This window comes from Nocardioides bruguierae (assembly GCF_023656415.1).
GTDB lineage: Bacteria > Actinomycetota > Actinomycetes > Propionibacteriales > Nocardioidaceae > Nocardioides > Nocardioides bruguierae.
In genome coordinates, this window is the sequence record NZ_JAMOIL010000031.1 from 20,838 (window position 1) to 46,782 (window position 25,945).

23 protein-coding genes and 2 tRNA genes are annotated in these 25,945 nt (G+C 74.0%); 19 read left to right on the forward strand and 6 right to left on the reverse strand.

Annotation, left to right across the window (positions count from 1 at the left end; all coding sequences use genetic code 11):
• Positions 1 to 22: 22 nt before the first annotated feature.
• On the reverse strand, positions 23 to 1,033 hold the full coding sequence (locus M8330_RS18370; protein WP_250828498.1) for a septum formation family protein: 1,011 nt from the start codon (positions 1,031 to 1,033) through the stop codon (positions 23 to 25).
• A complete protein-coding gene (locus M8330_RS18375; RefSeq protein ID WP_250828499.1) occupies positions 1,030 to 1,851 on the reverse strand; it encodes a septum formation family protein in 822 nt (273 codons plus the stop codon). The genes M8330_RS18370 and M8330_RS18375 overlap by 4 nt, the downstream gene beginning before the upstream one ends.
• A gap of 146 nt (positions 1,852 to 1,997) precedes the next feature.
• On the opposite strand from M8330_RS18375, the gene M8330_RS18380 reads away from it, so the two are divergent.
• The gene (locus M8330_RS18380; RefSeq protein ID WP_250828500.1) at positions 1,998 to 2,939 is read left to right on the forward strand and encodes a LysR family transcriptional regulator; all 942 of its coding nucleotides are present in this window, start codon (positions 1,998 to 2,000) and stop codon (positions 2,937 to 2,939) included.
• A gap of 32 nt (positions 2,940 to 2,971) precedes the next feature.
• On the opposite strand, the gene M8330_RS18385 is transcribed toward M8330_RS18380, so the two are convergent.
• Positions 2,972 to 3,559 carry a helix-turn-helix transcriptional regulator gene (locus M8330_RS18385; RefSeq protein WP_250828501.1) on the reverse strand — a complete coding sequence of 196 codons (588 nt, stop codon included), beginning with the start codon at positions 3,557 to 3,559 and terminating at the stop codon, positions 2,972 to 2,974.
• A 343-nt stretch (positions 3,560 to 3,902) separates the two neighbouring features.
• On the opposite strand from M8330_RS18385, the gene leuA reads away from it, so the two are divergent.
• A complete protein-coding gene (gene leuA / locus M8330_RS18390) occupies positions 3,903 to 5,645 on the forward strand; it encodes a 2-isopropylmalate synthase (RefSeq protein WP_250828502.1) in 1,743 nt (580 codons plus the stop codon).
• Between the two features lie 93 nt (positions 5,646 to 5,738).
• Here leuA and M8330_RS18395 read toward each other — a convergent pair whose 3' ends face one another.
• A complete protein-coding gene (locus M8330_RS18395; protein ID WP_250828503.1) occupies positions 5,739 to 8,660 on the reverse strand; it encodes an ATP-binding protein in 2,922 nt (973 codons plus the stop codon).
• Positions 8,661 to 8,744: 84 nt separating this feature from the next.
• Between M8330_RS18395 and recO the strand changes: the two genes are divergently transcribed.
• Both recO and M8330_RS18405 read left to right on the forward strand, forming a co-directional pair.
• Positions 8,745 to 9,479 (forward strand): DNA repair protein RecO, encoded by a 735-nt coding sequence (recO, locus tag M8330_RS18400; protein ID WP_250828504.1) that lies wholly within the window; start codon positions 8,745 to 8,747, stop codon positions 9,477 to 9,479.
• Between the two features lie 61 nt (positions 9,480 to 9,540).
• The gene (locus tag M8330_RS18405; protein ID WP_250052397.1) at positions 9,541 to 10,335 is read left to right on the forward strand and encodes an isoprenyl transferase; all 795 of its coding nucleotides are present in this window, start codon (positions 9,541 to 9,543) and stop codon (positions 10,333 to 10,335) included.
• Between the two features lie 3 nt (positions 10,336 to 10,338).
• Here M8330_RS18405 and M8330_RS18410 read toward each other — a convergent pair whose 3' ends face one another.
• Complete coding sequence (locus M8330_RS18410; RefSeq protein WP_250828505.1) at positions 10,339 to 10,872, reverse strand: gluconokinase; 534 nt, start codon at positions 10,870 to 10,872, stop codon at positions 10,339 to 10,341.
• Positions 10,873 to 10,932: 60 nt separating this feature from the next.
• Here M8330_RS18410 and M8330_RS18415 point away from each other — a divergent pair, with 60 nt between their 5' ends.
• Genes M8330_RS18415 through M8330_RS18425 form a run of 3 tightly spaced genes read left to right on the forward strand, consistent with a single transcriptional unit; the run spans position 10,933 to position 13,446 of the window.
• Positions 10,933 to 11,253 (forward strand): antibiotic biosynthesis monooxygenase family protein, encoded by a 321-nt coding sequence (locus tag M8330_RS18415; protein WP_250828506.1) that lies wholly within the window; start codon positions 10,933 to 10,935, stop codon positions 11,251 to 11,253.
• Positions 11,254 to 11,311: 58 nt separating this feature from the next.
• Positions 11,312 to 12,709 carry a glycine--tRNA ligase gene (locus M8330_RS18420; protein WP_372490265.1) on the forward strand — a complete coding sequence of 466 codons (1,398 nt, stop codon included), beginning with the start codon at positions 11,312 to 11,314 and terminating at the stop codon, positions 12,707 to 12,709.
• 20 nt (positions 12,710 to 12,729) lie between these two features.
• Positions 12,730 to 13,446 (forward strand): hypothetical protein, encoded by a 717-nt coding sequence (locus M8330_RS18425; RefSeq protein ID WP_250828507.1) that lies wholly within the window; start codon positions 12,730 to 12,732, stop codon positions 13,444 to 13,446.
• A 15-nt stretch (positions 13,447 to 13,461) separates the two neighbouring features.
• Here M8330_RS18425 and M8330_RS18430 read toward each other — a convergent pair whose 3' ends face one another.
• Positions 13,462 to 14,133 carry an inositol monophosphatase family protein gene (locus tag M8330_RS18430; RefSeq protein ID WP_250828508.1) on the reverse strand — a complete coding sequence of 224 codons (672 nt, stop codon included), beginning with the start codon at positions 14,131 to 14,133 and terminating at the stop codon, positions 13,462 to 13,464.
• A gap of 67 nt (positions 14,134 to 14,200) precedes the next feature.
• On the opposite strand from M8330_RS18430, the gene dusB reads away from it, so the two are divergent.
• The 12 genes from dusB (at position 14,201) to M8330_RS18490 (ending at position 25,943) form a co-directional block, all read left to right on the forward strand.
• The gene (gene dusB / locus M8330_RS18435) at positions 14,201 to 15,364 is read left to right on the forward strand and encodes a tRNA dihydrouridine synthase DusB (protein ID WP_250828509.1); all 1,164 of its coding nucleotides are present in this window, start codon (positions 14,201 to 14,203) and stop codon (positions 15,362 to 15,364) included.
• Positions 15,365 to 15,733: 369 nt separating this feature from the next.
• A complete protein-coding gene (locus M8330_RS18440; RefSeq protein WP_250828510.1) occupies positions 15,734 to 16,600 on the forward strand; it encodes a VldE C-terminal domain-containing protein in 867 nt (288 codons plus the stop codon).
• 83 nt (positions 16,601 to 16,683) lie between these two features.
• Positions 16,684 to 17,961, forward strand: coding sequence for a deoxyguanosinetriphosphate triphosphohydrolase (locus tag M8330_RS18445; protein WP_250828511.1), 1,278 nt, complete (start codon positions 16,684 to 16,686; stop codon positions 17,959 to 17,961).
• A gap of 162 nt (positions 17,962 to 18,123) precedes the next feature.
• Positions 18,124 to 19,053 (forward strand): 2-hydroxyacid dehydrogenase, encoded by a 930-nt coding sequence (locus tag M8330_RS18450; protein WP_250828512.1) that lies wholly within the window; start codon positions 18,124 to 18,126, stop codon positions 19,051 to 19,053.
• 77 nt (positions 19,054 to 19,130) lie between these two features.
• Positions 19,131 to 21,026, forward strand: coding sequence for a DNA primase (gene dnaG / locus M8330_RS18455; protein WP_250828513.1), 1,896 nt, complete (start codon positions 19,131 to 19,133; stop codon positions 21,024 to 21,026).
• A 52-nt stretch (positions 21,027 to 21,078) separates the two neighbouring features.
• Positions 21,079 to 21,576 (forward strand): hypothetical protein, encoded by a 498-nt coding sequence (locus M8330_RS18460; protein WP_250828514.1) that lies wholly within the window; start codon positions 21,079 to 21,081, stop codon positions 21,574 to 21,576.
• 87 nt (positions 21,577 to 21,663) lie between these two features.
• Positions 21,664 to 21,739, forward strand: a tRNA-Asn gene (locus M8330_RS18465).
• 75 nt (positions 21,740 to 21,814) lie between these two features.
• Entirely contained in the window at positions 21,815 to 22,516 is a 702-nt protein-coding gene (locus M8330_RS18470; protein ID WP_250828515.1) for a PIG-L deacetylase family protein, read from the forward strand.
• Between the two features lie 111 nt (positions 22,517 to 22,627).
• Positions 22,628 to 23,719, forward strand: a complete 1,092-nt coding sequence (locus tag M8330_RS18475; protein ID WP_250828516.1) for a M14 family zinc carboxypeptidase — start codon at positions 22,628 to 22,630, stop codon at positions 23,717 to 23,719.
• Positions 23,720 to 23,824: 105 nt separating this feature from the next.
• Positions 23,825 to 23,898 (forward strand) — tRNA-Ile (locus tag M8330_RS18480).
• A 274-nt stretch (positions 23,899 to 24,172) separates the two neighbouring features.
• Positions 24,173 to 25,273, forward strand: coding sequence for an NAD(P)-dependent alcohol dehydrogenase (locus tag M8330_RS18485; protein WP_250828517.1), 1,101 nt, complete (start codon positions 24,173 to 24,175; stop codon positions 25,271 to 25,273).
• A 79-nt stretch (positions 25,274 to 25,352) separates the two neighbouring features.
• Positions 25,353 to 25,943 (forward strand): TetR/AcrR family transcriptional regulator, encoded by a 591-nt coding sequence (locus M8330_RS18490; RefSeq protein ID WP_250828518.1) that lies wholly within the window; start codon positions 25,353 to 25,355, stop codon positions 25,941 to 25,943.
• The last annotated feature ends 2 nt before the right edge of the window (positions 25,944 to 25,945 follow it).

Below are 25,945 nucleotides of genomic sequence, written 5' to 3' on the forward strand. Positions count from 1 at the left end.
AGGCAGGGACTCAGGCAGGGGCTCAGGCAGGGGCCCAGCAGTAGCCCCACGTCTGGCCCGCGTCCCACTGCTCGGCGGTGGGCCACTCGTAGCCCCACTGGAAGTCCAGGGCGTCGTCCGCGGCCGAGCGGCCGGCGTCCTCGCAGGTGCTCTGGCCGGCGGAACGGGCGGCCGCCCGACCGGGGTAGGCGCCGTCGTCCCCGCTGACGTCGACGGTGCTGATCGCCCGCCAGGAGTGGTTCTCGCGGCAGGGCACCCGGGAGAAGCTGGACGTGCCGGGCTCCGCGGTGCCGCACATGCCGTAGGTGTCGCGGCCGTCCTGGGTGGAGAGGACGCCCTCGAGGTCGGTGCCCAGGCGGCCCAGGCTGCTGCCCGAGCGGAGCACGACGTCGCAGCGCAGCCAGGAGGCACCGGCCGCCGCCTCGTCCAGGCTGGGGGTGAACCAGACGCTGCGCAGCATCGAGAGCCGCCACTGCTCCTCGCCGCCACCGAGGTAGCGCACGAGCCGGGCCGGGCAGACGTCCTGGCCCTGGCTGGTCACCAGGTCGGCGTCGACGGCGAGCAGGTGGCCGTCGACCACCGTGTCCAGCGTGGTCACGGCGAAGGTCTGGGCGGTGTGCCTCGTCCGGCAGGCGACGCTGCGCGCGCCGTTGGTGGGGGAGACGACCGCGTCGTAGCCGAGCCGGTAGCAGGCGCCGTCGCGGGGGCGGTCGGCCGCGGGCGTGGCCGTGCGCGACGCGGAGGCCGAGCCGCCTGCCGCCGACGACGTCGACGGGGAGGCACCGGCCGCGGAGGACGACGCGGACGGCGAGGGCGAGGCCTCGGTCGAGGAGGTGCCGTCGGCGACCGAGGGCGTGGCGTCGGACGCGGCGGTGCCGGCGCCGCCGGACGAGGCGGTCGGCGTGTCGTCGCCGGTGACCCAGCGGACGCCGACGACGGCGAGTCCCACCACCACGGCCAGGGCCACCAGCGCGCCGAGCACGCGCAGCAGCACCGCGCGGGCGGAGCGCCGTGCCCGTCGACGCCCGCTCATGCCTGGGTCCTCGCCCAGCACACCGAGCGGCGGTTGCCCTGCTGCCAGGCGTCCTGCCCGAACCAGGTGTAGGCGAAGTCGAACTCGGTGGGGTAGCCCAGCCAGGCGTTGACGGAGTCCTCGCAGTAGTCCTGCGTGGTCGCCTCGACCTCCTCGTCACCGGGGTACTCGGCATCGGGGTAGGGCACGACCTTGATGGTGGTCACGGCCCGCCAGCGGTGGTCCTCGGTGCAGTCGACGAGGCCGCCGCTCTCGAGCGTCTCCCCGTCGGAGCAGAGCATCCACGCGTCCGAAGGCTCCCGCAGGAGGCCGACCGTGGACTCGGGCAGGGAGCGGTAGCCGTCGAGGCCGGGCCCGCCGCCCACGAGGTCGCAGCGGAACCACCGGGCACCGGCCTCCCAGGCCGCGTCGGTGGGCTGGAACCAGACCCACGACAGCAGCGTGCGCATGGCCGTGGACTCGTCGGCGCGCAGGTGCTTCTCGAAACGCGTCGTGCACTTCTCGTGGACCCAGGCGGCCAGCGCGTCGGCGTCCCGGTCCGCGTCCGCGAAGCGCTCCGGCAGGTCGCCCGCGGCGATGGTCTCGGCCGTGTGCCGCGCTGCGCACTCGACGGTGCCGGAGGCGTTCGTGTCGCGGGCGACGTCGTCGGGGGAGAGGTCGTAGCAGGCGCCGCTGGCCGGCGCGGTCAGCTGGTCGTCGCCCGCCTCGCCGCCGTCGGCGCCGGCGTCCGTCGTGCACCCCACCAGGGCGGTGGCCAGGCCCGCGCACAGGGCCACGCCGAGGGTGGCGACGGTGACACGCAGGGGGCGGCGGGGCACGGCTTCCTCTCGCGGGGCGGACGGGGTGCGCGGGTGCGCGGCGACGACGTGCTCGGGGTGCACGGGCAGCCGGCGTCGGATGCTACCCGCCGGACCCGTGCGGAGCGCCTTCCGGCGGCCCGGCGCCGTGGCCCTAGGGTCGACCCGTGCCCGACCTGCACGAGCCCTCCGACCTCCCCGACCTCGCCTCCCTGCGGCTGCTGGCCGAGGTGGAGCGGCTCGGTGGCATCGCGGCGGCCGGCCGCGCGCTGGGGCTGACCCAGCAGAGCGCGTCCGAGCGGCTGCGGGCGCTGGAGACCCGGACCCGACTCACGCTGGTGGAGCGCCGGGCCCGCGGCTCGGCGCTGACCCCGGCCGGGCGGCTGCTGGTGGAGTGGAGCCACGACCTGCTCGTGCGCGCCGAGGAGGTGGCCGCCGCCGTCCGCACGCTGGCGGACGGGCGCTCGCGCGAGCTGCGCGTGCACGCCTCCATGACGACGGCCGAGCACCTGCTGCCGCGCTGGCTGGTGCGCCTGCGCAGCCAGCGCGAGGTCGCCGCCAGCCTGCGGGCGGTGAACTCCGAGCAGGTGGTGGCCGCCGTGCGGGCCGGCGAGTGCGACCTCGGCTTCGTCGAGGGACCGGTCGACCTGGCGGGACTCGCCTCGGCGACCGTCGGCCACGACCGGCTCGTCCTCGTGGCGGCGCCCGACGACCGCTGGGCCCGTCGTCGCGCGCCGATCACCCCCGCCGAGGTCGCCGAGCGGCCGCTCACGCTGCGCGAGCCCGGCTCGGGGACGCGGGCGGTGCTGGAGGGCACCGTCGCGGCGGCCACGGGACGACGGCTGCGCAGCGAGTCCGAGCTGACCTCGACCGCCGCCGTGCTGGCCTCGGTGCGGGCCGGCGGCGCGCCCGCGTTCGTGTCGGGCTGGGCGGCGGAGCCGGCGGCGCGGTCGGGTGCCGTCGTCCTCGTGCCCACCGAGGGTCTCGACCTCGCCCGGCCCCTGCGGGCCGTGTGGGCGGGGTCGTCGCGTCCGCCGGCCGGGCCGGTGCGCGACCTGCTCGCGATCGCCACCCGGGAGGCGGAGAGCCCGGACCCCTCGGTCGGCTGAGGGCCGCCCCTCCGACAACGGAGGCGCGAGGCTCAGTGCGACCAGCCGTGCCGGTGCGCCCAGGCCACCGCCTGGGTGCGGCGCGAGGTGCCGGTGCGGCTGTAGATCTCGCGGATGTAGGTCTTCACCGAGTTCACCGACACCCGCAGGGTCGCGGCGATCTCGTCGTTGGACAGCCCCTGGCCGATGAGGACGAGCACCTCGGACTGCCGGTCCGAGAGCCCGGGGAACATCGGCTCGGTGGGCGGCACGACGCTGCCGCCGCCCGCGACGGTGCGCATGGCACGGAGCAGCTCGGCGGCCGGCGCGGACTTCGCGACGATCCCGTGCGCGCCGGCGGCCAGCGTCCCGCGGACCACGGCCGGGTGCAGGCGCCAGGTCCAGGCGAGGACGCGCGCGGGTGCGACGCCGGCGATCCAGGCGGTGCGCGACGCCGGGCCGCGGCCGTCCGGCGGCTGCGGGTCGAGGAGGACGACGTCGACCTCGTGCTGCGCGGTGGCCGCGGGCACGACCCGCAGGTCGACGGCCCCCTCGTCGGCGGTGGCGAGGAGCGGGCCGAGGCCGCGGACGACCAGCTCGGGCTCGCCGAGGAGGCCGATCCTCAGGGGAGGGGACGACATGCCAGGGAAACTAGTGCGGGAGTGTCCTGACCTGCACTCTTAGAGCCTCACCCGTAGTGGTGAAACTTTCCGGAGGGGGGTGGCGTGCGTCGCGCCGGGTCCGTGGACGTGGCCGCGTGCCGGCCACGGGTACGCACCGGGGACGCACCGGGCAGGCACCGGGTACGCACCGGGCCCGGCCTGCGCTACCCTGGACGCACCATGACGCGCCGCCTCCTCCTTGGTCGCCGCAGCGGGGTCTGAGCCAGCCGGACCTCCTCGCTGCGGGTGACTCGCGCGCGCCGGCCCCTCTCAGCGCCGGACCCTCTGTGCCTGGCGCGCACACCATCGAGGAAGCACTCTCATGAGCACGTCCCGGATCCACCTGAGCAACACCGCCAACACCCAGGCCCCCAGCGGCATGCCGGTCGAGCGGTACCGCCCCTTCGTGCCCGTCGACGTCCCCGACCGGACGTGGCCGACGAAGAAGATCGAGAAGGCGCCGCGGTGGCTGTCCACCGACCTGCGCGACGGCAACCAGGCGCTGATCGACCCGATGAGCCCGGCCCGCAAGATGAAGATGTTCGAGCTGCTGGTGGCCATGGGCTACAAGGAGATCGAGGTCGGGTTCCCGAGCGCCAGCCAGACCGACTTCGACTTCGTGCGGCAGCTCGTCGAGGGCGACAAGATCCCGGACGACGTCCGCATCTCCGTCCTCACCCAGGCCCGCGAGGACCTGATCGAGCGCACCGTGCAGTCGATCGCCGGCGCGGCCAACGCCAGCGTCCACCTCTACAACGCCACCGCCCCGCTGTTCCAGCGCGTCGTGTTCAAGGTGACGCCCGAGGAGTGCGTGGGCATCGCGGTGCGCGGCACCGAGCTGGTGATGAAGTACGCCGAGCAGACCCTGGGCTCCGACCTTGCGGGCTTCGGCTACCAGTACAGCCCCGAGATCTTCACCCAGTCCGACACCGACTTCGCGCTGGCCGTGTGCGAGGCCGTCTCCGACGTGTGGCAGCCCGAGGCCGGTCGCGAGATCATCCTCAACCTGCCGGCCACCGTCGAGATGTCGACGCCGAACACCTACGCCGACCAGATCGAGTACTTCGGTCGCGGCCTGACCCGGCGCGAGCACTCCGCGATCTCGCTGCACCCGCACAACGACCGCGGCACCGCCGTGGCCGCCACCGAACTGGGCCTGATGGCCGGCGCCGACCGCGTCGAGGGCTGCCTGTTCGGTCACGGCGAGCGCACCGGCAACGTCGACCTGGTGACCCTGGGCATGAACCTGTTCAGCCAGGGCATCGACCCGCAGATCGACTTCTCCGACATCGACGAGGTCCGCCGCACGGTCGAGTACTGCACCCAGCTGCCCGTGCACCCGCGCCACCCCTACGCCGGCGACCTCGTCTACACCGCCTTCTCCGGCTCCCACCAGGACGCCATCAAGAAGGGCCTGGAGGACCTGCAGCGCCAGGCCGACGAGCAGGGCGTGGACGTCGACACCCTGCCGTGGGAGGCCCCGTACCTGCCGATCGACCCCAAGGACGTCGGCCGCTCCTACGAGGCCGTCATCCGGGTCAACAGCCAGTCCGGCAAGGGCGGCGTGGCCTACGTCCTCAAGGCCGAGCACAAGCTGGACCTGCCGCGCCGCGCGCAGATCGAGTTCAGCCGCGTCATCCAGCAGCGCACCGACGCCGAGGGCGGCGAGATCACCCCGGAGCAGATCTGGGACGTCTTCCGCACCGAGTACCTGGAGAAGGACTCCCCGCTCAAGGTGAACTCCGTGTCCCGCTCCACCACCGAGGGGGACAAGGACCACATCGAGGCCGACGTCTACGTCAAGGGCGACAAGCGCCACCTCACCGGTGAGGGCAACGGCCCGCTCTCCGCGTTCGTCGCGGCGATCAACGGCCTGGAGGAGGACTTCGACGTCCGCGTCCTCGACTACACCGAGCACGCCCTCTCCGCCGGCGGCGACGCCCTGGCCGCCGCCTACGTCGAGTGCGGCGTCGGGGACCAGATCCTCTGGGGCGTCGGCATCGACGCCAACATCGTCCGGGCCTCCATGAAGGCCGTGGTGAGCGCGGTCAACCGCTCCGCCTGAGCCGAGCAGCACCCCGGCAGCACGCCGGTGGCAGCAACCCGACGCCGAGTCGGCCCGCACCGGGCCGGCTCGGCGTCGGTGCTCCGGAGCGGCTCAGTCGTGCGGGACGACGGCGGCGTGCCGCCCGGCCGGTCGCTGCTCGTCCGCGGCCCGGGGGAGCGCGACGCTGAACGTGGCGCCCTCGAGGTGGGCCGAGCGGACCGAGACGCGGCCGGCGTGGGCGGCCACCACGGCCGCGACGATCGAGAGCCCGAGACCCGGGCCCTGCACCGCGCGCTGGACGGCGGTGGAGGAGCGGTAGAAGCGCTGGAACAAGCCGTCCTGCTCGTCCACGGGGATGCCCATGCCGGTGTCCTCGACGACGAGGCTGACCTCGTCCCCGACGCTGCCCACGGTGACGGTGACGCTGCCTCCGGCGTCGGTGAACTTCAGCGCGTTGCCGATGAGGTTGTCGAGCATCCGGGTCAGCTGGGCCGCGTCGCCCTGCACCCGGGCGCCGGGCTCGGCGTCGATCCGCAGCGCGAGGCCGCGCTCGCGCGCCTCGTCCTCGCGGGTGCAGCCCAGGGCCGTGGCGAGCTCGCCGAGGTCCACCGCGGTGCTCTGGCTGCTGTCCACCACGCCGGCGTCGAGGCGGGCGAGGAAGAGCAGGTCCTCGTTCATCGCGGCGAGGCGGCGGGCGTTGCGGAGCACGGCCTGCACCATCTGCAGCTGCTCGGGCTCCAGCGGCTCCTCGGCGAGGAACTGCGAGTAGCCGAGGATGGAGGTGGTGGGCGTGCGCAGCTCGTGCGAGACCGTCATGACGAAGTCGGTCTTGGCGCTGTCGAGCGCCCGCAGCTGCTGCACCAGGCGCCGCTCCTCGGTGACGTCGCGGGCCACCACGAGGAACCGGGAGCGGGACGCGGGCTCGTCCACGCGGGTGACGGTCACCGACAGGGTCAGCAGGTCGCCGGACGCCCCCACGACCACCCAGTCGGTGGCCCCGGCCGGGTCCTGGTCGCGTCGGTCGGCGGAGGCGAGCGCTGCCCGGAACCCGTCGCCGGCGCCCTCCTGGCCGAAACGTTCCACCAGGTCGGCCGGGTCGACCAGGTCGATGGCGGGCGTGCCGAGCAGGTCGGCCGGCGCCCGGCCCAGCACCAGCTCCGCGCCGGTGTTGGCCACCTGGATGGTGCCCTGCTCGTCCAGCCCCAGCAGCACGGTCCCGACGGGCGCGCGCAGCAGGTGCTCCACGAGGGCGGACGAGGCGCGCTCCTCGGTCACGTCGATGCCGGTGAGCACCAGCATCCGGGCCTGGCCGGTCGCGTCCCGCACCGCGTTGTCGCTCCACCGCACGCGCAGGGTGGCACCGGTCGAGGTGGCGAGGCTGCGCTCGCGCACCACCGGCGCCCCGGAGCGGTTGGGCCAGGTCGCGAGTGCCTCCAGGTCGGCCCGGGCGCCGGGCAGCAGCCCGGTCTCCCACACGTGCCGGCCGGCCAGGTCGGCGGTCGTCCAGCCGGTCACCCGGGTGGCCGCGTCGTTGACCAGCCGCACCCGCCCCTCGGGGTCGGTCACCACGATCATCGCGGCCGTGGTGGCGAGCGTGGAGTCGGTGAGCCGCTCGGCGTCCTCGGCCCGGCGGCGGGCGGCCTCCTCCTCGGTCACGTCGAGCAGCTGGGCGGACCAGGTGGCGGGGCGCTCGTCGGGTCCGCTGACCCGCGTCACGCCGAGCTCGACCTCGGCCCCGGGCCGGCCGGGCACACGGGCGCGGCCACGCCAGGGCTCGCCGATCTGCATCGCGAAGGTCAGCCGCGCCACCACGTCCACCTCGACGAGGGCCTCGAGGGGCAGTGCCAGGACGCTGGAGCGGGAGCGGCCGAGGGCGGCCAGGGCCGCGTCGTTGACCCGGGTGACGCGGGCGGTGCCCTGCACGTCCTCCTCCAGGAGGAGGTTGCCGAAGGCGGAGTCGGTGAAGTGGCGGCCGAAGAGGTGCTGCTCGCGCTCCAGGGCGACCGCGAGGATGCGGCGCTGGTGCAGCAGGAGCGCCGGGGGCAGCGAGAGCAGCAGGGAGCACACGAGGTAGCCCTGCACGACGCTGGGCAGGAGCGCCGCGTCCACCGTCGCGGTGCCGGCCTCGGTCTCGCCGAAGGGGCCCCACCCGGCGTCGGTGGTAATGGTGACGTAGGCGGCGGCCACCAGCAGCTCGATCGCGGTCGCCCGCGAGCCCAGCCGCAGCGCGGCCCACGCCAGCAGGGGCAGGGGCATGGCGGTCAGCGCGAGGGACTGGGCGGGGGAGAAGACCACCAGGAAGGCCAGCGAGACCAGCACCACCTGCGCCAGGCCCTCGCCCGCGCGGGGGCCCGCGCCGGGGACGGGCGGCGGTGCGCCCAGGGCGCTGAGCACGAGGGCCGACCAGGCGCCCCAGGTGAGGAACGCGGCCGAGGCGTGGCGGGCGACGACGAGCGAGTCTTCGCCGGCCGAGTCGAGGAGGAGGGCAGCGATGGCGAACGCGCCGCCGAAGACGAGCCCGCCCACGCCCGAGGCGACCAGCAGCCTCCCCAGGGACGGGACGCCCTCGAGGCCGGTCCACACGGTGTGCGGGCCGCCGCGCAGGACGAGGGCGGCCAGCACGCAGGCCAGGGAGTCCATGGCGCCGAGCAGCAGGCCCTCGACGAGGCCGCCACCGACCACCACGCCGTGCGCCACCCCGAGGGCGGGCACGAGCAGCAGGGCCACCACGACCAGCCGGCCGAGGGTCCCCGCCCGGGCCAGCAGCCACACCGCGAGGCCAGAGAGGGCGGCCACCACGGTCGGCATGACGCGGACGCTGGCGCCGTCGGTGCCCAGCCGGCCCCCGCTGCCGACGACGACCACCACCACGAGCACGGCCACGACCAGGGCGACGAGCAGGCCCTGCCCCGACGGGTCGGACGCCCCGCGGCCTGCACCGGCACGGCCGGCGCCGGTGCCCGTGGGGGCGCCCCCGGGGGCGCTCGCGGGCGCGGCGGGGGACCCGGCCCGGGTGGGGGAACCCATGGTCATGTACCCATTCTGGCGTACGCGGACCTGTTGCGGGGCCAGCGCGGCGACACTCCCGCTGTCGGTCCGGCGCGGCACAATGCTCAGGTGCCCCTCTATCGCGACGAGGCGGTCGTGCTGCGGACCCACAAGCTGGGCGAGGCCGACCGCATCATCACCCTGCTCACGCGTCAGCACGGGCTGGTGCGCGCCGTCGCCCGTGGGGTCCGTCGGACGTCCTCGCGCTGGGGTGCTCGGCTCGAGCCGTTCACCCACGTCGACCTCCAGCTGGCCGAGGGGCGAAGCCTCGACACCATCACCCAGGCCGAGACGGTCACCCCGTTCGCCCAGAAGGTGGGGGAGGACTACGACCGCTACACCGCCGGCACCGTGATGCTCGAGACGGCCGAGCGGCTCGTCGCCGAGGAGAAGGAGCCCGCGGTGCAGCAGTTCCTGCTGCTCGCGGGCGCGCTGCGGGCGCTGGTCGCCGGCCGCGAGGGCAGCGACCCCGCGCAGGTGCTCGACTCCTACCTGCTGCGCGCGCTCTCGGTCGCAGGCTACGCCCCCTGCTTCGACGGGTGCGCGCGGTGCGGCCTCGAGGGGCCGCACCGCTGGTTCAACCCCGGCATGGGCGGGGCGCTCTGTGCCACCTGCCGGGTGCCGGGCTCCTCCAGCCCCGCGGCGGAGACCGTCACGCTGCTCTCCGCGCTGCTCACCGGCGACTGGGCCACCGTGGCGGCCTCCGAGCCCCGCGCCCGGCGCGAGGCCAGCGGCGTCGTCGGCGCCTACCTGGCCTGGCACCTCGAGCGCGGGCTGCGCTCGATGGCCTACGTCGAGCGCTGATCGCGCCCGCGGGCGTCCCGGCCCGCGCGGGAGCCGGCACGGGGTCGTAGGCTCACCGGTCGTGAAGCGTGCCGTCCGTCGCCCGACCCCGCACCCCTCCGGCGCCACCCCGCCGCCGATCCCGGCCGACCTGGTGCCCCGGCACGTCGCGGTGATCATGGACGGCAACGGACGCTGGGCCAAGGAGCGCGGGCTGCCCCGCACGAAGGGCCACGAGGCGGGCGAGGCCGCGCTCTTCGAGGTGGTCGAGGGCGCGATCGAGCTGGGCGTGAAGGCCGTCTCGGCCTACGCGTTCTCCACCGAGAACTGGTCCCGCAGCCCCGACGAGGTGCGCTTCCTCATGGGCTTCAACCGGGACGTCATCCGCCGCCGACGCGACGAGATGCACGAGCTCGGGGTGCGCGTGCGCTGGGCCGGACGTGCGCCGCGGCTGTGGAAGTCGGTGATCAAGGAGCTCCAGGTCGCCGAGGAGCTGACCAAGGACAACGACGTCTGCACGCTCACCATGTGCGTGAACTACGGCGGGCGCGCCGAGATCGCCGACGCGACCCGGGCCATCGCCCGTGACGTCGCCGCCGGGCGGCTCAAGCCCGACAAGATCGACGAGAAGGTCTTCGCCCGCTACCTCTACGTCCCGGAGCACTCCGAGGCCGACCTGGTGTGGCGCACCTCCGGCGAGCAGCGGCTCTCCAACTTCATGACCTGGCAGGCCGCCTACGCCGAGATGGTCTTCACCGACGTCCTGTGGCCCGACGTGGACCGTCGTGCCCTCTGGCGGGCCTGCGAGACCTACGCCTCGCGGGACCGGCGCTACGGCGGCGCCCTGCCGAACGAGGTCGTGCCGCCGCAGGCCTGAGCCTCAGCGCTCCAGCCGTCGGCGCACGGCGCCCTCCGCCTCGTCCTGCACGACCTCCGGCGCGGCGGTGACGTCCACGACGGCGCCGTCCTCGTCGCCCTCGAGCGTCTCCAGGGTGTCGACCTGCGAGCGCAGGAGGGAGGACGGCATGAAGTGGTCGGCACGCCCGGCGACCCGCGGCTCGAGCACGTCGAACGGGGCGTCGAGCAGCAGGAAGAAGACTCCGGGCAGGTCCTGGCGGAGCCGGTCCCGGTAAGCGCGGCGCAGGGCCGAGCAGGTCACCACGGTGTGCTCGCCCGCCCCGGAGCGGTCCACCATCGCCGCGCGCACCCGGTCCAGCCAGGGCCAGCGGTCCTCGTCGGTCAGCGGCGTGCCGTGGGCCATCTTGGTGACGTTGGACGCCGGGTGCAGGTCGTCGCCCTCGACGAAGCCCCAGCCCAGCCGGTCGCGCAGCGCGGCGGCCACGGTCGACTTGCCGGTGCCGGAGACGCCCATGACGACGACCTGGAGGGGCGCCTGGCCCGTGCTGGTGCTCACCGGCCCGACGCTACCCAGGCGCCACGGGCACGCCCCATCCGGGCGGGCTAGCGTGAGCGCGTGCTCGTGATCACCCGCTTCCGTGTCCCCGCCGCCGAGGCGGAGGGGTTCCGCGCCGACGTCCTGCTCGCCCTGGACCTGCTGGGGCAGCGGCCCGGCTTCGAGGACGGCCACGTGGGCCGCAACGTCGACGACCCGGACCTGTGGGTCCTCCAGACGCGCTGGGAGAGCGTGGGCACCTACCGCCGTGCGCTGTCGTCCACGGAGATCAAGATGCGCGTGCACCCGCTGCTCTACCGGGCCCTCGACGAGCCGAGCGCCTACGAGGTGCTCGAGCCCGGTACCGACCTGAACGTGGCCGAACCCCGGTCGTTACGCTGAGGTCGCTCATCCGCCGCCGGCAGCCAGCCGGCGGTCTTTTCACCTGAAGGGAACTCCTGTGGCCAAGCCGCCGCCGTCCGTCGTCGACACCGTCGTCTCGCTCGCGAAGCGTCGAGGTTTCGTGTACCCGTGCGGTGAGATCTACGGCGGTACGCGCTCCGCCTGGGACTACGGCCCGCTCGGTGTGGAGCTGAAGGAGAACATCAAGCGTCAGTGGTGGCGCTCGATGGTGCAGTCGCGCGGCGACGTCGTCGGCCTCGACTCCTCCGTCATCCTCCCGCGCAAGACCTGGGAGGCCTCCGGCCACGTCGCGACCTTCACGGACCCGCTGACCGAGTGCCAGTCCTGCCACAAGCGCTTCCGCGCCGACCACCTGCAGGAGGCCGTCGCCGAGAAGAAGGGCATCGACGACCCGGACACCGTGCCGATGTCGGAGATCGCCTGCACCAACTGCGGCACCCGCGGCGCCTGGACCGAGCCGAAGCAGTTCTCCGGCCTGCTCAAGACCTACCTCGGCGTCGTCGAGGACGAGTCCGGCCTGCACTACCTGCGGCCCGAGACCGCCCAGGGCATCTTCCTTAACTTCGCCAACGTGGTGACCAGCCAGCGGATGAAGCCCCCGTTCGGCATCGCGCAGATCGGCAAGTCGTTCCGCAACGAGATCACGCCGGGCAACTTCATCTTCCGCACCCGCGAGTTCGAGCAGATGGAGATGGAGTTCTTCGTCAAGCCGGGTGAGGACGAGGAGTGGCACCAGTACTGGTTGGACACCCGGACCGCCTGGTACACCGACCTCGGCATCAACCCCGACAACCTGCGGCACTACGAGCACGCTCAGGAGAAGCTCTCCCACTACTCCAAGCGGACCGTCGACATCGAGTACCGCTTCGGCTTCCCGGGCTCGGAGTGGGGCGAGCTCGAGGGCGTCGCCAACCGCACGGACTTCGACCTGTCCACCCACGCCGAGCACTCCGGCAAGGACCTGTCGTACTTCGACCAGGCCGCCGGCGAGCGCTACACGCCCTACGTCATCGAGCCGGCAGCCGGTCTGTCCCGCTCCCTGATGACCTTCCTGGTCGACGCCTACCACGAGGACGAGGCGCCGAACACGAAGGGCGGCGTCGACAAGCGCGTCGTGCTGCGCCTCGACCCGCGCCTGGCGCCGGTCAAGGTCGCGGTGCTGCCGCTCTCGCGCAACGCCGACCTCTCGCCCAAGGCCAAGGACCTCGCCGCCGAGCTGCGCAAGCACTGGAACGTCGACTTCGACGACGCCGGCGCCATCGGCAAGCGCTACCGCCGCCAGGACGAGATCGGCACGCCGTTCTGCGTCACGGTCGACTTCGACACCCTCGAGGACGACGCGGTGACCATCCGCGAGCGCGACACCATGAACCAGCAGCGCGTCTCGCTGGACCAGGTCGTCTCCTTCATGGCGGGTCGCCTGATTGGCTCCTGATCCGTGTGGACAATGGCGGGATGAGCATCACCCCCCGCCGCACACGCTCGCGCAGCACCCGGGGCACGGCCCCGGCCGCAGCCTCCGCGCTGCTGGCCGGGGCCGTGCTGCTGGCCGGAGCCCTCACGGCGTGCTCGGGCGACGACGACCCCGCCGACGGTGCCACGAGCGCCGGCACCGCCGCGTCCGAGCCGACCGCCACGTCCACGCTGCCGGTGCCGGACGGCGTCACCCTGACCCCCGAGGGCACCTCGCTGAAGGTGGGGGAGCCCGCGACCGTGGCGTACCGGGTGAGCCAGAAGAAGGTCGGGGTGCTGCGGATCAAGGTGACCAGGCTCCAGCGGACGACGTTCGCCCGCTCGTTCTCCGGGTGGCGGCTGCCGGCCTCGGTGAAGTCGTCGCGGCCCTACTTCGTGACCGCCACCTTCACCAACCTCGGCCGCACCAACCTGGCCGGTCAGCGCCCCCCGCTGTACCTCAGCGACGGTGACGGCGTGCTCGTGGAGTCCTCCCAGTTCGCCAGCCGCTTCGACGCCTGCCCGTCGGACTCCTTCCCGCGCGGGTTCGCCCGGGGCAGCAAGGTCACCACCTGCCTGGTCTACCTCGTGCCCGACGACGGCTCGCTGGAGTCGATCGCCTTCCGCCCGACGCAGGACGTCGCGGCCATCACCTGGAAGGGCAAGGTCGTGGCGGTGGGCGCGAAGAAGAAGATCACGAAGAAGTCGGGCAAGCGCTGAGCCGGGAGGGACCGCTCACGGGCGGTGCGCGACCAGCAGCCGACCTGTCCAGGTGCCAGGGGAGTAGGGCCGCCCGGTGGGCGAGCCCACGCGTCCGCCCGCCTCGCTGAGCAGCAGGGAGCCGGGTGCGTGGTCCCAGGGCTTGGTCTTGGGGAAGACCCCGAGCCGGGCCTCGCCGAGCGCGAGCCGCGGGTAGTCGATGCCGCAGGCCGTGGCGGTGACCAGGCGCGAGGCCCCGGTGGACGACGGCCGCAGCCGCTCCCCGTCGGCGTACGCGCCGCCTCCCAGTTCGGCCACGAAGGCGCGGCGGTGCTGCGGCTGCCAGATCCAGGAGCGCACGACCTCGCCGGCCCGGAGCTCGGCCAGCATCACGGCGTGGTCCGGGGACCCGGCCACGAAGTGCCGCGTCCCGTCGACGGGGTCGACCGTGAACGCGCGCGGCGCCGCGACCCCTGTCATCACGCCCGGGTCCGACGCCACCGCCTCCTCGCCGACCACGACGGCGTCCGGGAAGGCTCCGCGCAGGCGCGCGGTGATGACCTGCTCGGCCTCGCGGTCGGCGACCGTGACGAGGTCGAAGCGGTGCGCCTTGCTGGCCACGTCCGCGGCGTCGAGGTGGCCGAAGCGGGGCGTGATCACCTCGGCCGCGACCTCGGTGAGCATCTCCAGCACGCCGTCGGTGTCCACCCGCCTCACTCTAGGGACGCCGGCAGTCGATTCGCGCGGCGCCCGCCACCGGCGGATCATGGAGGTCATGTCCGCCGCCACCACCGCGCCCCACCCCGGTCCGACGTCAGGCCTCACGTTGGGGAACCTGCACGTCGACGCACCCGTGGTGCTCGCGCCGATGGCCGGCATCACCAACGCGGCCTACCGCCGCCTGTGCGCGGAGCAGGGCGCCGGACTCTACGTCTGCGAGATGATCACCAGCCGCGGCCTGGTCGAGGGCGACCAGCACACCCAGGACATGCTGGTCTTCGACGAGCTGGAGACGACCCGCTCGGTGCAGCTGTACGGGACCGACCCCTACTACGTGGGTCGCGCGGTGCAGATCCTCTGCGAGGAGCACGGCGTCGCCCACGTCGACCTCAACTTCGGCTGCCCCGTGCCCAAGGTGACGCGCAAGGGCGGTGGCGGTGCGCTGCCGTGGAAGCGGGGGCTGCTGCGCGAGATCCTCGAGCAGGCGGTGAAGGCCGCCGAGCCGTTCGGCGTGCCGGTCACGATGAAGACCCGCAAGGGCCTGGACGACGACCACCTGACGTTCCTGGACGCCGGCCGGATCGCCGCCGAGACCGGCGCCGCGGCCATCGCGCTGCACGGACGGACGGTGGCGCAGGCCTACTCCGGCCAGGCGGACTGGGAGTCCATCGCCGCGCTCGTGGAGGCCGTCGACATCCCCGTGCTGGGCAACGGGGACATCTGGGAGGCGGCCGACGCCCTGCGGATGGTCGAGCAGACCGGCGTGGCCGGCGTCGTCGTCGGCCGCGGCTGCCTGGGGCGTCCCTGGCTGTTCCGCGACCTGGCCGCGGCGTTCGCCGGCGAGGAGGTCGCCACCCTGCCCACCCTCGGCGAGGTCGCGGGCATGATGCGGCGGCACGCCGAGCTGCTGTGCCAGCACATGGGGGAGGAACGCGGCTGCAAGGAGTTCCGCAAGCACGTCTCCTGGTACCTCAAGGGCTTCGCCGCCGGGGGCGAGCTGCGCAAGGCGCTCGCCCTCGTGGTCACGCTCGAGGACGTCGACCGGCTGCTGGCCGAGCTCGACCCGACCGAGCCGTTCCCGGTCTCCGAGCTGGGCACGCCGCGCGGCCGCCAGGGCTCGCCGCGGTCGAAGGTGGTGCTGCCCGAGGGGTGGCTCGACGACACCGACGGTGCCCGGTGCGCGATCACCGAGGACGCGGGCGCGCCCACCGGCGGTTGAGTCGCTGCTGGCGTCCCGCCCGCCGCGGTCGGCGGTTCTGCCGCACGTTCATCAGGAATGGGCAGATGATGGGCCCGATTGCCGATTCAAGTACCAGATGTGCTTGGCTACCGGACCCAGAGCCACCAGTCCTGCTGGTGCTGCACGACCACGAGCCCCGATCACGAAGGCCCTGAACCCCACGTGAAGCGAGACGCAGCGACCCGAGACGCGGTCACCCGAGACAAGGGAGGCCACGCGGCGCGCCCCGCGCGACGCCCCCGGCCCTCATTCGCGACCCTCGTCGCGGCCCCCGTCGCCCTCCTGGCGACCAGCGGTGCCGTGGCCGTGGGTGTCGCCGCGGGCAGCGGTCAGGTCGACGAGGCCACCGTGACGGCGACGTCCGTCTCCTACACCCTGGACGACGGGCTGTCCCTGCCCGGCGAGGCAGCGGTCGACACCGCGCCCCCGGCCGTCACCACCTCGCGCGACGTGCTCAGCCGCAGCCTGGACCGCACCGCTCCCCGCACCACGCCGGCCGAGCAGCGGGCCGCCCGCGCGGCGGCCCGGCGCGCCGCCCTGACGCCCGCCGAGCGCACGCTGCAGCGGGTGCTCTCCGACCGGGCCGTCCGTCGGGCCGCGGCCGCGGCGGACACCCGGCTGTGGGCCACCGCGCCGCTCAACCTCTGGCGCACGCCGGCCGCCGACAGCAAGCAGGCCGGCCTGCTCGACGAGGGCCAGAAGGTCCTCGTGACCGGGCGGTCCCTGCGTGGCCGCGAGGAGGTCGTCGTCGGCGGCACCGCGCGCTGGGTGACGGCCGGCTACCTCTCCGACGAGGACCCGACCGAGGTCGAGGAGACCGAGGACGCCACGGCGGGCTCGGGAACCACCGCCGCCCGCGGCACCGGTGGCACCTGCACCAACGGCTCCTCGGTGCCCTCCGGCGTGAGCGCGGGCGTCGTCGCCACGCACGAGGCCGTGTGCGCGCGCTGGCCCGAGATCACCTCCTACGGCACGTTCCGCAGCGACGGCGAGCACAGCCAGGGCCTCGCGATCGACGTCATGGTCTCCGGCGACCTGGGCTGGGACGTCGCCGACTACCTGCGCGCCAACTACTCCGCGCTCGACATCGAGTACCTGATCTACGCCCAGCACATCTGGTCGGTGGAGCGGGCGAGCGAGGGCTGGCGGCCGATGGAGGACCGGGGCTCCACCACCGCGAACCACTACGACCACGTGCACGTCACCACGTACTGAGCGCGCCGGGTCGACAGGTCCCGTGGGGGCCGTGCTCGGCACCGCCGGACGAACGGTCGGTGCTGGGCCCTAGAGTGCCCGCGATGGACGCCGACGACCTCTACGACGCCGCTGCGGCGGAACGTCTCGTGCCCGAGCCGCCCAAGCGGGTGGACGCCCCCGAGCGGACCCCGTTCGAGCGCGACCGCGCGCGCGTCGTGCACGCCGCGTCCTCGCGCCGCCTGGCGGCCAAGACGCAGGTGGTGGGTCCCAGCAGCGACGACTTCGTCCGCAACCGGCTCACGCACTCCCTCGAGGTCGCCCAGGTCGCGCGGGACCTCTCCCGGGCGCTGGGCTCGCAGCCCGACATCGCCGAGACGGCCGCGCTGGCCCACGACCTCGGCCACCCGCCCTTCGGGCACAACGGCGAGCGGCTGCTCGCGACCGTCAGCGAGTCCTGCGGTGGGTTCGAGGGCAACGCCCAGACCCTGCGGCTGCTGACGCGGCTGGAGGCCAAGTCGGTGGACGCCGCCGGCCGCTCGGTCGGGCTGAACCTCACCCGTGCCACGCTCGACGCCTGCACCAAGTACCCCTGGACGCGGGACGAGGCCGAGCCGGCCGGCGGGGTGCACACCGACGGGACTCCCCGGGGCGTGGTGAAGTTCGGTGTCTACGACGACGACCTCCCCGTCTTCACCTGGCTGCGCCGCGGGGCGCCCACGGGGGAGGGGTCCCGCCGACGCTGCCTGGAGGCCCAGGTGATGGACCTCGCCGACGACGTCGCCTACTCCGTGCACGACGTGGAGGACGGGGTGGTGGCCGGCAAGATCGACCTCACCCGGCTCGACGTGGCCGCGCTGGGCGAGACGGTGCGCACCTGGTACGTGCCCGACGCCGACGACGCGACGCTGGCCGCCGTGCTCGCCGACCTGCGAGCGGTCGGCTCCTGGCCGGGCCGCGCGCACGACGGCAGCCGAGCCGCCCTCGCGGCGCTGAAGAACCTCACCAGCGACCTCATCGGTCGGTTCTGCGGGGACGTGCAGACCGCCACGTCCGCCGCTGCTGACGGCCCCTTCGTCCGCTACGCCACCGACCTCGTCGTGCCTCGCCGCACCCTGCTCGAGATCAGCCTGCTCAAGGGCGTGGCCGCCCACTACGTCATGCAGACCGACGAGCGCCTGGCCCTGCTGGAGCGCCAGCGCGAGCTGCTCGCCGAGCTGGTGACCGTGCTGTGCGAGCGCGGCCCCGAGGTGCTCGACCGCCCGTTCGCCGACGACTGGCGCGACGCGGCGGACGACGCCGGGCGGCTGCGCGTGGTGGTCGACCAGGTCGCCAGCCTCACCGACGCCTCCGCCGTCGCCTGGCACCAGCGCCTCTGCTGACACCTGCTCGCACCGGCGCCCACCGGTGGTCGAGGAAGGCCGAGGCCTGACCTCCGATGGTCGAGGAAGGACGAAGTCCTGTCGCGAGACCGGAGGCGCGCACGTCCGCCCACCGTCCGGGCGGGTGATCGCCTCGACAGCCGTCGGACTAGGTTCGGTCCCATGAGCGATCCCCTCGTCTGGCTGCCGTTCGACCCCGCCGACCTCGGTGAGGGCCTGCCCACGAACCTGCGCTACGAGCACGTCGACCCGCGCGAGCAGGTGCCGGCCTCGGTCTCGGAGGTCGCCTACTTCGTCGCGCCCTACGGGATGAGCCCCGCGGTGGCCGAGGCGGTGCCGCAGATGAGCAGCCTCCAGGTGCTCCAGGTGCTCTCCGCGGGCGTCGACAACGTGCGCGGCGTGGTGCCCGAGGGCGTGACCCTGTGCAACGGCCGTGGCATCCACGACACCTCCACCGCCGAGCTGACCCTCACCCTCACCCTGGCGGCGATGAACGGCGTGCCGGCGATGGTGCGCGACCAGCAGGCGTCCCGCTGGACGACGCCCTGGCGCACCGCCCTGGCCGACCGGAAGGTCGTGCTGGTGGGCTACGGGTCCATCGGCTCGGCCATCGAGGCCAGGTTCGCCCCGTTCGAGGTCGAGGTCGTGCGGGTGGCGCGCACCGCCCGTGACACGGACGCCGGCCACGTCCACGCCTTCACCGAGCTGGGCGACCTGGTCGCCGACGCCGACGTCGTCGTCCTCATCTGCCCGCTCACCGACGAGACGCGCGGGCTGGTCGACGCCGACCTGCTCGCCCGGATGCCCGACGGCGCGCTCCTGGTCAACATGGCCCGCGGCCCGGTGGTGGACACCTCGGCCCTCGTCGCCGAGCTCCGCTCCGGCCGCCTGCGTGCCGCCGTCGACGTGCTCCCCGAGGAGCCGCTGCCCGCCGACAGCGAGCTGTGGGCGCTGGAGAACCTGCTCATCTCCCCGCACGTGGGTGGCGCGAGCACGGCGATGTGGCCCCGGGCCCACCGGCTCGTGCGCTCCCAGCTAGAGAAGTTCGCTGCCGGGCAGCCGCTCGACAACGTCATGGACGGTGCCTACTGAGCCCCCGGACGAGCGGGTCTCCACAGGGGTCCCGGGCGGGCTGCACGCCGCGCCCGGGGCGCCCGTAGGATCGCGTCGTGGCCGGCCGGATTCGCGAGACGAGCATCGCCGCGGTGCGCGACAAGGTCCGCATCGACGACGTCGTCAGCCAGTACGTCACGCTCAAGCGCGCCGGCGGTGGCTCCCTCAAGGGCCTGTGCCCGTTCCACGACGAGAAGTCGCCGTCGTTCAACGTCAACCCCGGCCGTGGGTTCTTCCACTGCTTCGGGTGCGGCGAGGGCGGGGACGCCATCTCGTTCCTGATGAAGATCGACGCCCTCTCCTTCGCCGAGGCCGTCGAGCGGCTCGCCGAGAAGGTGAGCATCCCGCTGGAGCGGGAGGACGGCGACGGCGCCCCGGAGCGTCCCAAGGGGCCGCAGCGCAGCCGGCTGCTCGAGGCCCACCGCGTCGCGCAGGAGTGGTACGCCGACCAGCTGATGGCCCCCGGCTCGGACGCGGTGGTCGCCCGTCGGTTCCTCGCCGAGCGCGGCTTCGACCAGGCCTCCGCCGAGCACTTCGGCCTCGGCTACGCCCCGCGCGGAGGTGAGGACCTCTACCGGCACCTGCGCCAGAAGGGCTTCTCCATCGAGGAGATGACGGTCGGTGGGCTGGTGGCGGTCGGTCGCTCGCCCTACGACAAGTTCCGGGGCCGCCTGCTGTGGCCGATCCGCGAGCCCGGGGGCGACACGATCGGCTTCGGTGCCCGGCGTCTGCACGACGACGACCGCATCGAGGCCAAGTACCTCAACACCGCCGAGACACCGATCTACAAGAAGTCCCAGGTGCTCTACGGGATCGACCTGGCCCGCCGCGACATCGGCAGGTCCAGCCAGGCCGTCATCGTCGAGGGCTACACCGACGTGATGGCCTGCCACCTCGCCGGCATCACCACCGCCGTGGCCACCTGCGGCACCGCCTTCGGCGACGACCACGCCCGCGTCCTGCGGCGCTTCCTGGCCGACCACGAGGAGTTCCGGGGCGAGGTCATCTTCACCTTCGACGGCGACGCCGCCGGCCAGAAGGCCGCCCTGCGGGCCTTCGAGGGCGACCAGAACTTCGTCTCCCAGACCTACGTCGCGGTCGAGCCCACCGGCAAGGACCCGTGCGACCTCCGGATGGCGGAGGGCGACGGCGCGGTCCGCGAGCTGGTCGCCAAGCGCATCCCGCTGTACCGGTTCGTGCTCACCAACATCCTCGAGCAGTACGACCTCGACCGGGCCGACGGCCGGGTCGACGCGCTGCGCGAGGCCGCGCGGCTGGTCTCCAGCGTCCGGGACAAGGCCAAGGTGGACGCCTTCGCCCGCGAGCTCGCGCAGATGATCGGCATCGACCCGGACGAGGCGCGCGCCGAGGTCCGTCGGGCCGCCGCCCGTGGGCCCCAGCCCTCGCGGGACGCCCGCCGCCGCAACCCGCGCGAGGAAGCCCCGGAGCCGCCGCGACGCCCGACCGGCCCGGACCCGCGCGACCCGCGGTTCTCCCTCGAGCGGGAGACCCTCAAGATCCTGCTGCAGCACCCCATGGTCGTCGGTCGCACGACCGGCGAGCTGGGCCCCGAGGACTTCACCCACCCGCTGTACCGCGGGCTGTGGGAGGTCATGGCCGGCCTGGGCGGCCCGCTGGCCGGCTCGACCGACGAGCACTGGGCCTCCCACGTCGGGCAGGCGGCGGGCAGCCCCGAGGCCGTGGCCCTGGTGGCCGCGCTCTCCGTGGAGCCGCTGCCCATCGCCCGCGAGCCCGACGGGCCCTACCTCGCCCAGCACGCCCTGCGCCTGCTCGAGCTCACCGCGGCCCGCCGCATCGCCGACGTGAAGTCGAAGCTGCAGCGCACCAACCCGGTGGACAACGTCGAGGAGTACAACCGCATGTTCGGCGAGCTCGCCGCCCTGGAGCAGCACCGACGCAGCCTGCGCGACCGGCTCGCCGCCGCGCTCTGAGCCGCACCGCCGCGACGGCGGCGCCCACCCGACGCCCGTGAGGAGACCAGCGATGTTCGGCAGCAGGAGGATCGTCGGCCCGCGGGTGCGCGGCGAGCAGCCGCTGGTGTCGGCGACGACGCAGGAGGGCGACGTGCTCGTCGGCACCCGCGCCGCGCTGCACGCCGGCCCGCCCGGTGGCACGCCGACGGTGACGGTCGGCTGGGAGCGGGTGCAGGCGGCCGAGTGGGACGCCGAGTCCGGCCTGCTCACGGTGTCCGAGGTGGGGCAGTGGGGCGCGGACCGTCCGGTGCACCGCTGGCACCCGGAGGACCCCGACACGCTCCTGCGCCTCGTCCGCGAGCGCGTCACCGCCACCGTCGTGGTGCAGCGGCACCGGGCCGTGGTCGGCGAGGCCGGCGTCCGCGTGGTCGTCCGGCGGGCCCCGACCGGTGATCGCGCGCTCTCCTGGTTCTACGAGTTCGACGAGGGGGTCGACCCTGCCGATCCCCGGGTCGCCGAGGTGGCGCGAGGCCTCCTGGCCGAGGCCAAGGGGCTCGTCGGGGCCTGATCGCCTGGGCCGCCGAGGGCCGCCGGACCCGCGATTTCATCCGTGCGCAGCGGCGTTGTTACAGTGTGCGGGCGCCGCAAGGAGCGATCCCCTGTAGCTCAATTGGCAGAGCATTCGGCTGTTAACCGGAGGGTTGCTGGTTCGAGTCCAGCCGGGGGAGCCACCTCAGAGCCGCCGACCACCAGGTCGGCGGCTCTGGTGCTTTTCGCCCTCCCCGCGACCCGGCACCATGTCCGTCGTGTCCTCCCCGCAGCGCGTCGTCGCCGTGCTCGCCCACCCGGACGACGAGGCCCTCGCGGTGGGCGGGATGCTGGCCCGGCACGCCGCCGCGGGCGACGACGTCACGGTCGTGACCGCGACCTGGGCGCCGGGCACCGTGCGTGCCCGCGAGCTGGCGTGCGCGGTGGCCGCGCTGGGCGTGCGACGCCCGCCGGTGCTGCTCGGGTGGGCCGACGCCCGGGTCCCGGAGTCGGCGCCCGCCGCACCCCGGCTCCTCGACCTGGACCTCCACGAGGCCGCGGAGACCCTCACGTCCCTGCTGCGCGCGACGGCCCCGACCCGGGTGCTGACCCACGACGCGCTGGGCAACGTCACCGGGCACCCCGACCACGTGCGCACCCACGAGGTGACGCTGGCCGCGGTGGAGGCCGCGGGCCTCACCTCCACCGAGGTCCTGCTCGCCACGCACCCGCACGGTGCCGCCGCCTCGCTGCGGGCCCTGCTGGGGGAGCGACGGAGCCGGCACACCGTGCCGGACGCCGACGCCGTGCTCACCCTGGACGTCCGACCGTGGCTGCCGGCGAAGGTGGCCGCCGTCCTCGCGCACCGCAGCGAGGTCGAGCGGGGCGGGGCCCCCGGCGTCGTGGCCGCCCTCGACCCCCAGCAGCGATCCGTGGCCCTCGGCACCGAGTGGTACTCCCGCGCCCGTCCCGGACGCTGAGAACCTCGCCCTCCCCGGTTTGAGGGACGCCGACGCGGGGCAGGCAGGGGCACCACGGCCACCCGACCGGGTGGTCGTCCACCTCAGCAGCACCCCCACGACGGAGGACGCATGATCTCGGCATGCCCCACGCCCACCAGCCCCACATCCACGCGCGGTGACACCCGCTCGGCCGTCGGCGCGCCCCGGCGGCGTCTCGGCCTGCTCGCCGCCGCGGCCGTGCTCGCGGCGCCCCTGACCGCCTTCGTGGCCCCCGCCGCGGCCGACCCTGTCCCCGGCGGGCCCTGGAACTGCGGTGAGGCCGTCCCGCTGTCCGGCCTGCTCTCCCACGAGGAGCTCCAGCAGCGGCTGACCTCCCTGGCCGAGCGCCGGGACGCCCTCGACCTCGACGTCGTGGGGGAGTCCCTCGACGGCCGGCCGCTCTACTCGGCCGTCGTCGGCGACGGGCCGCGCACCCTGGCGATCCTGACCCAGCAGCATGGCGACGAGCCCATGGGCACGGAGGCGGCCGTCGCCTTCCTCCGCGAGATCAGTGCCGACACCCCGCAGGCCGCCGCCCTGCGCGAGGCCGTGACCGTCGTCGTCGTGCCGCGCATCAACCCCGACGGCTTCGAGCGCTACACGGACGAGGACTTCCGCGACGGCATCGACCCCCGGCGCAACTCCGCCGACCTCGACCTGAACCGGCTCTGGGGCCCGGACGCCGACCCCGACCCGGCCACCGCACCCGAGGTCGCGGCGGTGGAGGCCGTGCTGGCCGAGCACCAGCCGGACCTGGTGGTCGACTACCACCACCAGGTGACCTACCGGACCGACGAGGGGGACATGGCCACCATGTCGGTGCTGTGGTCGACGCACCCCGACGTCGACCCGGCCGTGGCCGCCGACGGACGTCGCGCCGCGGCCGTGGTGGGCGCGGCCCTGGAGCGCGACGGCCACGCCACGGTGACCCGCTACCCGGAGTCGGACACGTCCACCACGGCCCGCAACGGGCTCGGCCTCGACGGCTACCCGGCGCTCCTCATCGAGCAGCGCGGCCAGCAGGAGGCGGGGCAGAAGAACAGGGGTGCGCTGGTGCGCGAGGCGCTGACGAGCATGCAGGGCATCACCGAGGCGCTGGCCGACGGCTCCTTCGACGCCACCGACCCGGCGGCCGCCGACGCCCTGCCCGCCCGCGGTGAGCGGGTCGACGGCTGCGAGTGACCCCGCCTCGCGCAGCGGTCCGTGTGCGCTCGCCCCGGTGGGCGCGCACGGGCCGAGCCCGGGTACGCTCCCGGCGCACCCGGGGGCGCTGCGCCCCCGGTGCTCGGGGCGTTAGCTCAGTCGGTCAGAGCAGAGGACTCATAATCCTTGGGTCGTGGGTTCGAGCCCCACACGCCCTACAGGGCCCGCCGGATCACGGCGGGCCCTGCCCCATCTGGGGGGCCATCTTCGCGGTCATCTCGGGCCCACTTCAGGGTCGTCGCGGGTCATTTCCGGGCCTCGCGTGCACGTGGGCGAGACCACGTTCTCCGACATGTGTTGATATCAAGATATCGGGCATGATTGTCGACGGGTGTCGAGAAGTCCCGGTCTACCCCGACTCGCCGATCCCGGCACCCGCTCACGTCACGGCCGCCCGTGCGGCCGTCCCCGATCACCCTGGAAGGGGTACGCATGACCACCGCCAAGGCCGCCGTCCTGTCCGGCACCGACGCCGCGTTCGAGTTCGCCGACATCGAGGTCCGCGACATCCGGGCCGACGAGATCCTCGTGAAGATCACGGCCACCGGCCTCTGCCACACCGACCTGTCGGTCCAGCACGGTCACATCCCGTCCCCGTTCCCGATCGTGCTGGGGCACGAGGGCGCCGGTGTCGTCGAGCAGGTCGGCTCCGCCGTGACCGAGTTCGCCGTGGGCGACAAGGTCGCGGCCTCGTTCGACTCCTGCGGCCACTGCGCCAACTGCGACGAGGGCAAGAACGCCTACTGCCTGAACTTCTGGCCCTACAACTTCGGTGGCGCCCGCCCCGACGGCTCCACCGCCCTGGCGGACACCGAGGGCAACGACCTGCACAGCAACTTCTTCGGTCAGTCCTCCTTCGCCACGTACGCGGTGATCTCCCCGCGCAACGCCGTGAAGGTGCCCGAGGACGTGCCGCTGGAGCTCACCGGCCCGCTCGGCTGCGGCATCCAGACCGGCGCCGGCACCGTGCTCAACAGCCTCGGTGTGCGCGCCGGCGAGTCGATCGTCGTCGCGGGCACGGGCGCCGTCGGTCTCTCCGCGATCATGGCCGCCAAGGCCGCCGGCGCCACGACCATCGTCGCCGTCGACGTGCTCGAGGAGCGGCTGCAGTTCGCCGCCAAGCTCGGGGCCACGCACACCGTCAACGGCAAGGCCGACGACGTCGCCGACCAGATCAAGGCCGCCACCGGTGGCCTGGGCGCCAAGTACGCGGTCGACACCACGGCCGTCCCCGCCGTCATCGAGAACCTCGTCGCCGGCACCCAGTTCGGCGCCACCATCGCCGCCATCGGCGTGACGAAGCCGGGCGCGACCATCCCGCTGGGCCTCTTCTCCGGCGCGGGCAAGTCCCTCGTGGGCGCCATCGAGGGCGACGCGGTGCCGCAGACCTTCATCCCCCGGCTGCTCGACCTCTACCGGGCCGGCCAGTTCCCGTTCGACCAGCTCATCACGACCTACCCCTTCTCCGAGATGGACACGGCGATCAAGGCCACCCAGACCGGCGAGGCCGTGAAGGCCGTCCTGGTCTGGTGAACACCTCGTCGCTCCCCGCACGGGACGCGCCCCCGTTCGGCCTGGCCAGGTGAGCGACCCGCGCGAGAGGATGTCGCCCGTGACGTACCGCGCCACGGGTGACCCGCGCAGCGCCCGCACCGTTGCCGCCCTGCGGCGGGGGTTGCGGGCGCTGCTCGCGGAGCGGCCCCTCGACGACATCACGGTCTCGGACCTGTGCCGGGCCGCCGACGTCCGCCGCACGACCTTCTACACCCACGTCGCCAGTCCCGCGGCGCTGCTCACCGACATGCTCGTGGGCGGCGTCGATGCCACCCTCGGCGTGGACGACGGCGAGCAGCTCGACCTCGAGGCCCTGAGCCGGCGCCTGCGCGACAACCTGGTCGACACCTTCGAGCTGGTCGCGCGCGAGCGGACGCTCTTCCGCGCGGGGCTCGACTCCGACGCGTCCGCACCGCTGAGGCGTGCGCTGCTGGCCATGTGGACGCTGAGGATGCAGTACGCCATGGACCTCATGTCCCGGGCCGGGCTCGCCGTGGACGACCAGGCCTGGGCCGCCGTCCCGTTCGGGGCCGGCGGGCTGTCCACCGCCCTCGAGGCGTGGGCGCACTCCGACGACAAGGACTCCGTGGCCTGGGCCGCGGCGGTCTACGCGCAGATGCCGCCCTGGTGGCCCCGGCCGGCGGACTGACC

What these genes read in the sequence shown, in the direction of transcription:
- M8330_RS18370 (WP_250828498.1), bottom strand. Translation starts at nt 1,033, where the DNA reads ATGAGCGGGCGTCGACGGGCACGGCGCTCCGCCCGCGCGGTGCTGCTG.
- M8330_RS18385 (WP_250828501.1), bottom strand. Translation starts at nt 3,559, where the DNA reads ATGTCGTCCCCTCCCCTGAGGATCGGCCTCCTCGGCGAGCCCGAGCTG.
- leuA (WP_250828502.1), top strand. Translation starts at nt 3,903, where the DNA reads ATGAGCACGTCCCGGATCCACCTGAGCAACACCGCCAACACCCAGGCC.
- M8330_RS18395 (WP_250828503.1), bottom strand. Translation starts at nt 8,660, where the DNA reads ATGACCATGGGTTCCCCCACCCGGGCCGGGTCCCCCGCCGCGCCCGCG.
- M8330_RS18425 (WP_250828507.1), top strand. Translation starts at nt 12,730, where the DNA reads ATGAGCATCACCCCCCGCCGCACACGCTCGCGCAGCACCCGGGGCACG.
- dusB (WP_250828509.1), top strand. Translation starts at nt 14,201, where the DNA reads ATGTCCGCCGCCACCACCGCGCCCCACCCCGGTCCGACGTCAGGCCTC.
- M8330_RS18445 (WP_250828511.1), top strand. Translation starts at nt 16,684, where the DNA reads ATGGACGCCGACGACCTCTACGACGCCGCTGCGGCGGAACGTCTCGTG.
- M8330_RS18450 (WP_250828512.1), top strand. Translation starts at nt 18,124, where the DNA reads ATGAGCGATCCCCTCGTCTGGCTGCCGTTCGACCCCGCCGACCTCGGT.
- M8330_RS18460 (WP_250828514.1), top strand. Translation starts at nt 21,079, where the DNA reads ATGTTCGGCAGCAGGAGGATCGTCGGCCCGCGGGTGCGCGGCGAGCAG.
- M8330_RS18475 (WP_250828516.1), top strand. Translation starts at nt 22,628, where the DNA reads ATGATCTCGGCATGCCCCACGCCCACCAGCCCCACATCCACGCGCGGT.
- M8330_RS18485 (WP_250828517.1), top strand. Translation starts at nt 24,173, where the DNA reads ATGACCACCGCCAAGGCCGCCGTCCTGTCCGGCACCGACGCCGCGTTC.